The sequence below is a fragment of the Pontibacter sp. BAB1700 genome, from assembly GCF_000277005.1.
GTDB classification, from domain to species: Bacteria; Bacteroidota; Bacteroidia; order Cytophagales; family Hymenobacteraceae; genus Pontibacter; species Pontibacter lucknowensis.
In genome coordinates this window covers 21,986-32,674 of record NZ_AKIS01000088.1, presented here as the reverse complement: position 1 = coordinate 32,674, position 10,689 = coordinate 21,986, and the positions used below count along the sequence as shown (strand labels likewise).

Below are 10,689 nucleotides of genomic sequence, written 5' to 3'. Positions count from 1 at the left end.
TAAACCATCATTTAAAAACATATAGAAAAAAGATTTATTCTTAATTAAAATGAAAAAAGCTATAAAAGAATCTCCGAACTTCTATCTTCTACTGGGCGTGAACATCATTAATGCAATATTTTTCTTGATTTAATCGACCCTTTGCTCGGAACCTAATCCAATACATAGCGAAAACATACGTGCAGCTCTTCTTCGGGAGAGCTGCTTTTTTTATATCCTTTTTGATAGCTTTGTTACATGGCGATTGACTGAAACCAACTCTCGCTGAGATTATACCTAATGACGATGGCTGAACCCGTTTTCAAAAATATGCTGGTGTTCGAGCTGGCCAGTGTGCTGGCAGGGCCTAGTGTAGGACAGTTTTTTGCAGAGCTTGGCGCTACGGTGGTAAAGCTTGAAAATGCCGCTACCGGGGGCGATGTCACCCGCACCTGGAAACTGACAACGGAGCAGGGGAGTGCGGGGGCTTCCGCTTACTTTTCGGCGGCCAACTGGGGGAAACTCTCTGTAGGGCTCGATATCAGGGAGCCCACTTCACTTGATGTTGTTCATCAGTTAGCTGCCAAAGCGGACATTGTCATAGCGAGCTACAAGCCCGGTGATGCCGAGAAGTTGCAGGTCGATTACGGTACTCTTTCTCAACTCAACCCCAGGCTGATCTATGGGCACATTACGGGCTATGGTGCCGAAGACCAGCGTGCAGGGTATGATGCCGTGATTCAGGCGGAGAGCGGATTTATGTATATGAATGGCTCTCCTGACGGACCACCCACCAAAATGCCTGTTGCCCTGATGGATATTCTGGCAGCCCACCAGTTAAAGGAAGGTATACTGACGGCGCTCCTGCTGCGTGAGCGTACCGGGGAGGGCAGGTACGTGCAGGTTTCGCTGTTTGATGCCGCTGTTTCAGCATTGGCCAACCAGGGTACAAACTACCTGGTGGCAGGGCATAGCCCACAGCGCATGGGTTCTGAGCACCCCAATATTGTACCCTACGGCAGTGTGTTTACCTGCAAAGACGGCCTGCCTTTGGTTCTCGCCATAGGTGACGACAGGCAGTTCAGGCGATTGTGTCAGGTGCTGGGGGAGGAGGCACTGGCAGATCATTCACACTTTGCTACCAACAATGCAAGAGTGCAGCATCGGGAGGCTATTAATCAACAGTTAGAGCGGCTGATCAGGCAGCAGGAGCGGGCCGTGCTATTACAGGAGCTACACAGGCTGCATGTGCCGGCCGGTGCCGTGAACAGCATACCCGAGGTTTTTGAGCAGCTACAGGCCAGGCGCATGTTGCTTACCCAGCCAGGTGGACCCAGCGGCATCAGGCAGTTAGCTTTTGTAGGGGAGGGGATGAAAGCGGTTGAAGTGACGCCTCCACCGTCTTTTGCGCAGCATCATGAGCAGGTGCTAAGGCAATTTATAGCACCTGTTAATTAAAGTGATCATCAGTCTGTTAAATGTAAATCAGTAAGGCTGGTATACCTTGGGAAAACCGCTTGAATAACTATTTCTGAAGATTAGAGTAAAAAATACAGCACCCGAAACAAGCACAAGTATGAAAGATAGACTCGACGATATAATACAAGGCTTGCAGCAAAAGTCGGCTACAAAGCAGGCGATATACCGCAATGCCTACCAGACCTTTACGCGGATGAAGGAAATTTCGCAGGAGATTGTAGAGGAGCTGACCAATCGGATCACGACGCACAATTCGGATGTTGTGATCGAATACAAGGCGATTACCGATCTGGAATTTCAGATCAAATTTTCTGGTGATCTGCTGGTTTTTGTCATGCATTCCAACATCGTCACGTTCCCTGACGACTACGAGATCATGCGCAACGATTACGTGGAAGAGGACTTCCGCCGCCGGTTTTTCGGACACATCATGGCGTACAACTTCATGGCAGATACCGTTAAGTACAACCGCCTCGACGACCCTGGTTACCTGGTGGGCAGGATGCTCATTAATATCGATAACCACTTTGCCATAGAAGGTGTGAAGCAGATGGACTTGCCTTACGACCGCATTGCCCGCAATGTGATAAATGATGACATGCTGCGCCTGATCGTGGAAAGCGCCATGGTGGCAGCTGTGAACAATGACCTGATGGGGCAGGATGTCTCGGATATTGAGCGCATCACCTATAAGCAGAAACTCGAAAACTCCCAGCTGTCAAGACCACGCAAGCTTGGTTTTATGATCAACCACGAGCTCACGCACTAGAGCAGATCAGTTGAAAGAGTTAAGTCCCGCCAGCAAGAGGTAGTCTATACCTGATGCTGGCGGGAATTTTTATGTCAGGCAGTGGGCACAAGCACATCCTGGGTGCGTAGCTGCTGCAGGGCCGTTTCTATAGCTGGCAGGCTCTCGAGCAGCTGCTCAAAGCTGTGGATGCAGAAGTACTGGCTCTGGAAGGTCTCTTTTATGTAAGCTGTGTTGAGGATATGGTCTACATCGAAGCCGAACTTCACACTCTCATCAGATACAGACAGGTTGCTCTCACCCACTGAGGAAAGAATGCCGGCTCCGTAGATCTGTGCCTGCTGGCCTGGTTTGCGGAACAACCCGAACTCGATGGTGTACCAGTAGATGCGTGTAAGTCGGTCGATGATGTCGGGGCGGTCGAGGTGGGAGAGGGCCAGCTCGGATAGCTTGGCCAGGAACTCGCAGTACACCGGAATAGTGAGCAGCGGTACGTGGCCGAACACGTCATGGAACATGTCGGGCTCCTCGAGGTAGTCGAGCTGATCCATGCGGCGCACCCACACAGTGGCCGGGAAGCGCTTGCTGGCGATGAGCTGGAAGAACAGTGCATCATCGACAATGCCGGGAGCTGCCACCACTTCAAACCCCGTTAAAGGCCTGAGCTTTTGATTTATCTCATTAAAATCAGGTATACGGTCACGGCTGAAACCGACTTTTTCCAAACCTTCCCTAAACTCAGGTATGGCTTTTCCGGGTAGGTTGCGTAATTGGCGGTCGAACAGGATGGCCCATACCTGGTGGTTTTCGGCTGTGTAGTTACTGTAGTTCTGTGTCAGGTCCATGGATGTCATATGGCGTAATTTTAGTTTTTGGAATAGGTATAAAATGAAAAAAGCAGAGCTTTCGCTCTGCTTCAGTTGTATCAGTCAGGGACCCGTGGGCTTTTCCTGTTTAAGTGCGGTATGTTAGTCGCCTGATTGCCTGAGAGAGCGCAGTAGAGCAGCGGTAATAATAACCGTAGCAATAATAAGCGGCACGATAGCAATCAGCGGAAACAGCATGCAGTAGCGCAATGCCTGAAGGCATTGTCAAGTGGAGGTTCGCTATGGCTGCTGGTTGTTGCATGTGATGTTTAATGTTCGCAAGAAGTCAATTATCGGGATTAAACGCAAACTATTCTGCAGGGTTTTTCAGGAGCTAAGCCCGGAGGTACCGCTTTTGCCTGATCTTTAGCAGAACTCGTATACCTGATTATAGGAGTTTAGTTTCTATTAATTGCATTGGGTATGGGAGCATCCGGATACTACAGGCAGGCTTCATTACGCATAGGAGGCAGCAATTGGCTGTTTCGCTTGCTGATTGGGGCAATAGTGGCTGTTGCAGCATCCTGTGCTACCTCGCCAACTGGAGAGAAGGTCGAGGGATTGCAGACTGAGAATGTCATTATAGTCGTGATCGATGGCATTCGGTATTCGGAAACCTGGGGAGCAGTGCCAGGTATTATTCCTAACATGTCCACCGATTTGCTCCAAAGAGGCACCTTCTGCAGAAACTTCCGGAATGATGGCTATACCTACACCAATTCCGGCCATGCGGCTATCACGACTGGGGTGAACCAGCCGATTGATAACTATGGAGATGAGCTGCCGGCTAACCCCTCTTTGTTTCAGCAGTGGCTCAAGCAGAAAGGCAGACCGACCACCGCCGCCTGGATCATTTCAAGTAAAGACAAGCTGGATATTTTGGGCAATACCCTTCGGCCTGATTGGAAAGACCAGTTTTTGCCATCGCTTAACTGTGGCGTGAGCGGCCCTGGCAGTGACTATCGGGCGGATTCTCTCACGCTGGTGGAGGTAATGAAAGTGCTCACCACCCACAGGCCCAACCTACTGCTGATCAATTTTATGGAACCGGATGGCTATGCCCACGCCGGAAACTGGGATTACTACCTGAGAGGCATCGCCCGGTCCGACCGCTATGTGAAGCAGCTCTGGGATTTCCTTGAAAAAGATGCGCACTACAAAGGAAAAACAACAATGCTTATTACCACGGACCATGGCCGCCATCTCGATTCGGTAAAGAACGGATGGATAGACCATGGCGATGATTGTGAAGGCTGTCAGCATATAAGTCTGCTCGCCCTGGGACCAGATTTTAGAAGAGACGCTATCGTCGAAACCAAGTATAGCTTGGTTGATATTTCCGCTACGGTTTCCCGGATGCTCGATTTTGAGATGGACTCTACTGTCTTAGTGCCGCTTGTAGACACTGTAGTAGTAGACCTTGCCATGGATACGACCCTGACGGCTTTCCGGAAAGACTCTATTCGGTTGGAGGTGAAAATGGATACAACTGCACTGAAAGGGAATGTGATGAAAGACCTGTTCTCCAGGAAAGCACTGAAGCAAATGGGGCTCTAAGCCTGCCCTGTTATAACTGTCGCAGCACAGGCAATTAAGTTTCTAGTTATGTTACCAATTGTTATACATCGAAACAATCGCCGCATGGCCGATCGCTTTGTATACCTGTTGGTTTTTCTTTTGCTGGGGTGGCAGCCGGCGCGGGCTCAGGAAAAGCCGCTCTTCGAGGATGAGGCAGTGCTTCAATTCAAGTTGGTTGCCGACTTTCAAAAGCTGTTAAAGGACCGTGGCGATGATAGAAAGTATCATGCCGCTACCCTCTTTTATCAGGATGCTGCAGGTGGGGAGATCTCTTTGCCGCTGCGGGTGATGGTGCGGGGCAACCGCCGTCGCGATGTCACCGTCTGCCGCTTTCCGCCGCTCATGCTTAACCTGATCCGCAAAAAAATGCCGGCAGGAACCGTGTTTGAAGGGCAAAACAAACTGAAGCTGGTAACACACTGCGTAGGGGAGGAGTACGTGCTGCGGGAGTACCTGGTATATAAGGTATACAACCTGCTGGCTGAAGAGAGCTTTCGGGTGCGCCTCTGTCAGGTGACCTACGAAGACAGCCTGGGAAAACGCAAACCAGAGGTGCGCTACGCCTTTCTGATAGAGGATGACAAAAGCATGGCCAGTCGGCTGGATATGAAGCTTATACCTAGCAAAATGCGCATAAGTATGGACCTTGTCGATCCGAAGGCTATGGCCCGGTTAGCCCTTTTCCAGTACATGATCGGCAACACAGACTGGTCTGTGCCTTACCGGCATAACATAGATCTGCTGGCACCTGACTCACTTTCAGAACCTATACCTGTGCCTTTCGACTTCGACTACGCAGGTATAGTAGGGGCACCCTATGCTGCACCGCCTCCCGAGTTGGGTATAAAGTCAGTAAAGCAGCGCCTGTACAGAGCGTATACTTTCCCGGATAACATCCACCGGGAGATGGTTAACACGTTTAATGCTTACCGTACTCCGATTTATGCAGTATACAGGCAATGTGAGCCCTTGAGTAAATCAGGGTTGCGGCAGTCGCTTAAGTACCTGGATAGTTTTTACGCCATCATCAACCACCCCCGCAAGTTTGACCGGGAAATCGTGAAAGTGGGGAGCGTAACGAGAAAGCCTACGTGACAGTGAAAGGCCTGAAATGAAATCGCCGAAACAAACAGGTTGCTTCGGCGATCTTAAGGTATAGCTGTGAGTTGCTTACATGATCTCGGAGAGCTCGAGCCAACGCATCTCTTTTTCTTCCAGTTGCTCGTTTAACTGCTCCAGTTCTTTGGCCCAGGCATTAAGCTGCTCGTGGTCAGTGGTAGTGCCGGCATTCATGGTTTCGATGATCTCTGCTTTACGTGCCTCGAGTTTTGGCATCTCCTTCTCCAGTTCTTCAAACTCTTTTTTCTCCTGATAAGTCGGTTTGCGCTTTCCTGTCATGGGTTGCTCCTGTTTCTTTTCGATTACAGGGGCAGCCTGCTTTGGTTCCTGGTCGGTTTTTTCCTGCTCCTTCAGCCACTCGCGGTAGTCGGTATAGTTGCCCGGGAAGTTGCGAATCTTGCCTTCGCCCTCAAACACAAACAGGTGCTCTACCAGCCGGTCCATGAAGTAACGGTCGTGCGATACCATCAGCAGACAGCCGCCAAAGTTGAGCAGGAAGTCTTCCAGTATGTTGAGCGTGATGATGTCGAGGTCGTTGGTTGGCTCATCTAGGATCAGGAAGTTGGGGTTCTTGATCAGCACGCGCAGCAACTGCAGACGGCGCTTCTCCCCACCGCTCAGTTTGCTTACAAAGGTATACTGCTGCGGCGGCGCAAATTGGAAGTGCTGCAGGAACTGGCTGGCTGTGATCACCTCACCATTGGCCATCTCCACTACCTCTGCAATATCTTTCACGATGTCGATCACCCGCTGGTCTTGCTTGTACTCGAGCTCATCCTGGGTGTAGTAACCAAACACAGTAGTTTGGCCGGCATCGATGGTGCCGCTGTCGGGCTGCAGTTTGCCGGTGAGCATGTTCAGGAAAGTAGACTTACCTGCCCCGTTCGGCCCTACGATGCCAATGCGGTCTTTTTTCTTAAACACATAAGAGAAGTCGTCCACGATTTTCTTAGGTCCAAAGGACTTCGAAATATGGTCTACCTCGATGATCTTGCCGCCCTGGCGTGTCGTCTTTACGGAAAGCTCCAGTTGCGGAGCCGCTGTTTTTTTGGCTGCTTTCTCTTTCAATTCTTCAAAAGCATCGACTCTATACTTGGCTTTGGTACCGCGGGCCTTTGGTTGACGCCGGATCCAATCCAACTCTTTGCGCATTAGGTTGCGGGCTTTCTCGGTTTCTGCAGCGGCCATTTCTTCACGCGAAGCCTTCTTCTCCACAAAATAGCTGTAGTTGCCTTTGTAAGTATAGAGCTCACCGTTGTCGAGTTCGGCTATTTCGTTGGCCACCTTATCCAGGAAGTAGCGGTCGTGCGTCACCATCAGCAGGGTGGTGTTCTGCGTGGAAAGCAGGCCTTCCAACCACTCAATGGTGTCCAGGTCCAGGTGGTTAGTGGGCTCATCCAGAATGAGCATGCTAGGCTCCTCAATGAGCACTCGGGCCATGGCCACCCGCTTGCGCTGCCCGCCCGAGAGCTGTTTTATCTCCTGCTCAAGATTGTGTATACCTAACTTGGAAAGGATCTGCTTCACTTTGATCTCAAAATCCCAGGCTTGCAGCTCGTCCATACGCTCCATTAGGTGCTGCATCTTCTCCGCACTAGTGTCGGGGTGGGAGATGGCTACTTCGTATTCGCGGATGACGTCGAGTACTTCGCTCTGTCCACCAAAAATGGTCTGCTGTACCGTCAGCTCTTCATCAAACTCCGGGTTCTGGCCCAGGAAACCGATCGTGACTTCTTTGCGCACGCTCACGCTACCCTCGTCAGGGGGTAATTTGCCTGCCAGCACATTGAGCAGCGTGGTTTTGCCAGAGCCGTTCACGCCAACCAGGGCGACACGTTGCCCTGGCTGATGCCGAAGTTCAGGTTTTTGAAAAGCCAGCGTTCGCCAAAGCTTTTTGATATATTTTCTGCGGATAGGTAATTCATAAAGCAAATTTAGGCATTTCTGCGCTATAGGCAGACAAAATAAAACAGGCTGACTTGATGGAGTCAGCCTGTTGCATTACACATGGTTTATATCGCTTATCGCATGGTTTCTTCGTGTGCTACATTAGTTTTGTAAGCTCTGCTTGGTGTACGATGTGTCGTTAGCGATGCCAGTATAGAGAATACACCGAAAATCAGGTGTGGTGTATACACATAGTCGGCAAAACCAAACAGCCATGGAGACAGTGCTAGTATGACGCCAATGCCAAAGTCAAGCATCAGGTGTGTCTGCATTGGAATCTTCTTTACCAGACCCATCTCAAAGTCTGTCAGGATTGTTTGCAGAAGCACGATCGCGCCTATGACTACAGGTACCCAGGTTTCAGAACCACCTGCGGCAAAATTGAACAGCCAGGGCGATGCAATAAGTAAAATACCATATACATAATCCAATATACCGTGAAAACGGGTTGGGATAAATCGCATGATTACCTCCTTTCTTGTTGTTATACAAGGTATAATATACGATTCGTACTTAGAGGTGTTGGATATATAGTAGAAAAATAGTGCAATTTATTGCTCAGTCATCACTAGGGTGCGGGCTACATAATCGTGCAGTGCCTGCTTACGGCGGGTAAATTGTATGAGCAAAAAGCCAAGTAACAGCGGTAAAGCCGAAAGGATGCGTGAGAAATAGCGCGCATTAGCCTGAAGAAAAGAAATGCGCTTGCCCCGCAAGTCCGTTACTTTCAGCCCCAAGGTAAACTTGCCAATAGTAGCCTGCTTGGGGGAGGCCTCCAGCAAGGTATAGTAAAGCCAGTGCAGTATAGGAAAATACAGACTGTAAAAAAATAACTGAAGTACAGCTTCAAACTCAAGCATACTAATGTTGCCATCTACCACCACTTGTTTCCAGGTGTTGAACTGCAGCGAATTTTCGGCCATAGAGTAAAGTATGATCGAGTACCAGAACACGAGTATAGTCGTGTCGATCAGGAAGGCCACAAAGCGACTGATAAAACTACCATACAAGGGAGTTCGTTTCACCACAGGTGAAGCGGACGAGATGATGAAAGCGGAGTCAGTGATAGCTGTAGACATAAGGGCTAGGCTAGGAGGTGGATAATCTGCTTTATCTGCTCTGTTGATAAAGCCGCCGGGTGTCGTACTCAGGGAATGGAGAATTAAGATAGCAATTCCCTTTGTATAAAGTAGTTAAATATAACCAAATAAAATTTATTTACAAAATATATTGTAAAAATAATATTTAATGCCGTCGCTCTGAATGATAAGCTGTTTCATAACTCAATAGTAAGTTTGAAAAATTCAATCATAATGTCAAAATAAGTGAATGATCTTAAAATCATGGTGAACATCTAATTTTGTGGGTTTTAGCATAACTTCGCACCATATGGGAGAGAGAAAAAATATGCACCCGATCGGGGTATTTGACAGTGGCATAGGGGGGCTTACTGTAGCGCAGGCAATCGTGGCAGAACTGCCAAATGAAAGGCTTATATACTTTGGCGACACTGCCCATTTGCCTTATGGGGATAAATCTACGGCTGCCATACAGGCTTATGCCGTAAAGATTTGTGATCTGTTGCTCAGGCAGCATTGCAAAGTGATTTTAATCGCCTGTAACTCGGCTTCAGCGGCTGCTTATGAGCTTGTAAAGGAATATGTGGGCAGCAAGGCACGTGTGCTGAATGTGATAGAACCGGTGGTGGAGCATATTGGAAAGACCTATGCAGGCAAAACGATTGGACTTATCGGGACAAAGCAAACGGTCAACTCCAATGTGTATCGCAAAAAGATAGATGAACTGGACCTCGATATTACCCTGAAATCACATGCCACGCCGCTGCTAGCTGCCATGATCGAAGAGGGCTTTTTCAATGATTCTATTTCTGAAAACGTGATTCACGCCTACCTGTCAGCGCCCGAACTGCAAGGTATAGAGGCACTTATTCTGGGTTGTACGCACTATCCGCTTATCAAAAGACAGATCGAGAATTACTACCAGGGGAAAGTAGATGTACTGGACGCCAGCCAGATCGTGGCCAGGCATGTTCGGAGATTTCTGGAAACCAATGACCTGACCTCTGGCGAGTTGCAGGGCGATCATGCATTTTTTGTGTCTGATTTTACCAGGTCATTCGAAGAAAGTACCCGCATCTTCTTCAAGCGGAAAGTGCACCTGGAGCATTATCCCTTGTGGGAGTAGAGGAGTTTCAGTGTCAGGAATTTCAAAATGACAGGTCGTGACCTGTCCAAATTATGCACTGGTAATCAACAATGCAGCCATCCTCCAATCCCTCACTTTCAGAAATCCCGTAAAAAGAGTACCTTTATATATCAACGGAGATAATCTTATGAAAAAGCGATATTTGACCATCGGGGACTTCAAGCGCAATGCCTTTATCATGGCCGCCGCCGCTACCATGGGACTCACCAGCTGTGACTCAAACACGCAGACAAATGATGAATGGAATGCGGGTACAGAAGTGCCTGTGCCGGATGGGATTGTAACGGAACTAACTGAGGAGGCACCTGACCAGTGGAAGATCACCGATGAGCGTACCACAGCACCGGGCCAGAGCATGGCGATCTTAAAGTATAATGATGGCCGCGTAGATACGCTGCAGGGCCTGGCACTCGAGAACCAGATGCGTGACATTGCCCAAAATGAGCAGCAATATACCCAGGGCGGCTTCGGTTTGGGCAGTGTGCTATGGTGGAGCGGCATGGGCTTTATGGCCGGTCGCATGATGTCACCCAGACCTGCTTATTATGCCAACCCGGGTGTGATGAACAATACAGCCGCCTGGCGCCAGAATGTGCAGACTTACCGTCAGCAGTCTACAGCGCCCCGTACAGGCCGAAGCGGTTACTTCCGTGGACGCAGCGGCGGAGCGGGAGCCTAATCTTAAGGTATAGGAAAAGCATATTTGCTGTTTCGCAAGGAGAGTATCCCGACAATCAGGTATAACGG

9 protein-coding genes and 1 pseudogene are annotated in these 10,689 nt (G+C 49.3%); 6 read left to right on the top strand and 4 right to left on the bottom strand.

All coding sequences use genetic code 11. From position 1 onward, the window contains the following. Positions 1-285 precede the first annotated feature (285 nt). The gene (locus O71_RS11370; RefSeq protein ID WP_040574196.1) at positions 286-1,437 is read left to right on the top strand and encodes a CaiB/BaiF CoA-transferase family protein; all 1,152 of its coding nucleotides are present in this window, start codon (positions 286-288) and stop codon (positions 1,435-1,437) included. Between the two features lie 118 nt (positions 1,438-1,555). Next, positions 1,556-2,227 carry a hypothetical protein gene (locus tag O71_RS11365; RefSeq protein WP_007656721.1) on the top strand — a complete coding sequence of 224 codons (672 nt, stop codon included), beginning with the start codon at positions 1,556-1,558 and terminating at the stop codon, positions 2,225-2,227. A gap of 74 nt (positions 2,228-2,301) precedes the next feature. Here the strand turns inward: O71_RS11365 and O71_RS11360 are convergent, their stop codons facing one another. Beyond that, positions 2,302-3,060, bottom strand: a complete 759-nt coding sequence (locus O71_RS11360; protein ID WP_007656720.1) for a phenylalanine 4-monooxygenase — start codon at positions 3,058-3,060, stop codon at positions 2,302-2,304. Positions 3,061-3,495: 435 nt separating this feature from the next. Between O71_RS11360 and O71_RS11355 the strand changes: the two genes are divergently transcribed. Beyond that, positions 3,496-4,629 carry a sulfatase-like hydrolase/transferase gene (locus O71_RS11355; protein ID WP_071530876.1) on the top strand — a complete coding sequence of 378 codons (1,134 nt, stop codon included), beginning with the start codon at positions 3,496-3,498 and terminating at the stop codon, positions 4,627-4,629. A gap of 84 nt (positions 4,630-4,713) precedes the next feature. Further along, a complete protein-coding gene (locus O71_RS11350) occupies positions 4,714-5,745 on the top strand; it encodes a hypothetical protein (RefSeq protein WP_007656718.1) in 1,032 nt (343 codons plus the stop codon). A 75-nt stretch (positions 5,746-5,820) separates the two neighbouring features. On the opposite strand, the pseudogene O71_RS11345 reads toward O71_RS11350, so the two are convergent. From O71_RS11345 to O71_RS11335, 3 genes and pseudogenes are all read right to left on the bottom strand, one after another. Beyond that, positions 5,821-7,694: pseudogene (locus O71_RS11345) on the bottom strand (ABC-F family ATP-binding cassette domain-containing protein). Between the two features lie 96 nt (positions 7,695-7,790). Next, on the bottom strand, positions 7,791-8,180 hold the full coding sequence (locus tag O71_RS11340; RefSeq protein WP_007656709.1) for an SPW repeat protein: 390 nt from the start codon (positions 8,178-8,180) through the stop codon (positions 7,791-7,793). 87 nt (positions 8,181-8,267) lie between these two features. Next, a complete protein-coding gene (locus O71_RS11335; RefSeq protein WP_007656708.1) occupies positions 8,268-8,795 on the bottom strand; it encodes an RDD family protein in 528 nt (175 codons plus the stop codon). 310 nt (positions 8,796-9,105) lie between these two features. Here O71_RS11335 and murI point away from each other — a divergent pair, with 310 nt between their 5' ends. Both murI and O71_RS11325 read left to right on the top strand, forming a co-directional pair. After that, positions 9,106-9,921 (top strand): glutamate racemase, encoded by an 816-nt coding sequence (murI, locus tag O71_RS11330; RefSeq protein ID WP_007656707.1) that lies wholly within the window; start codon positions 9,106-9,108, stop codon positions 9,919-9,921. Positions 9,922-10,069: 148 nt separating this feature from the next. Beyond that, the gene (locus O71_RS11325; RefSeq protein ID WP_040574188.1) at positions 10,070-10,621 is read left to right on the top strand and encodes a hypothetical protein; all 552 of its coding nucleotides are present in this window, start codon (positions 10,070-10,072) and stop codon (positions 10,619-10,621) included. Positions 10,622-10,689 lie beyond the last annotated feature (68 nt).

Bases quoted from the DNA above. Each gene is read 5' to 3' on its own strand.
- O71_RS11370 (WP_040574196.1), top strand. From the start codon at position 286: ATGGCTGAACCCGTTTTCAAAAATATGCTGGTGTTCGAGCTGGCCAGT.
- O71_RS11365 (WP_007656721.1), top strand. From the start codon at position 1,556: ATGAAAGATAGACTCGACGATATAATACAAGGCTTGCAGCAAAAGTCG.
- O71_RS11360 (WP_007656720.1), bottom strand. From the start codon at position 3,060: ATGACATCCATGGACCTGACACAGAACTACAGTAACTACACAGCCGAA.
- O71_RS11355 (WP_071530876.1), top strand. From the start codon at position 3,496: ATGGGAGCATCCGGATACTACAGGCAGGCTTCATTACGCATAGGAGGC.
- O71_RS11350 (WP_007656718.1), top strand. From the start codon at position 4,714: ATGGCCGATCGCTTTGTATACCTGTTGGTTTTTCTTTTGCTGGGGTGG.
- O71_RS11340 (WP_007656709.1), bottom strand. From the start codon at position 8,180: ATGCGATTTATCCCAACCCGTTTTCACGGTATATTGGATTATGTATAT.
- O71_RS11335 (WP_007656708.1), bottom strand. From the start codon at position 8,795: ATGTCTACAGCTATCACTGACTCCGCTTTCATCATCTCGTCCGCTTCA.
- murI (WP_007656707.1), top strand. From the start codon at position 9,106: ATGGGAGAGAGAAAAAATATGCACCCGATCGGGGTATTTGACAGTGGC.
- O71_RS11325 (WP_040574188.1), top strand. From the start codon at position 10,070: ATGAAAAAGCGATATTTGACCATCGGGGACTTCAAGCGCAATGCCTTT.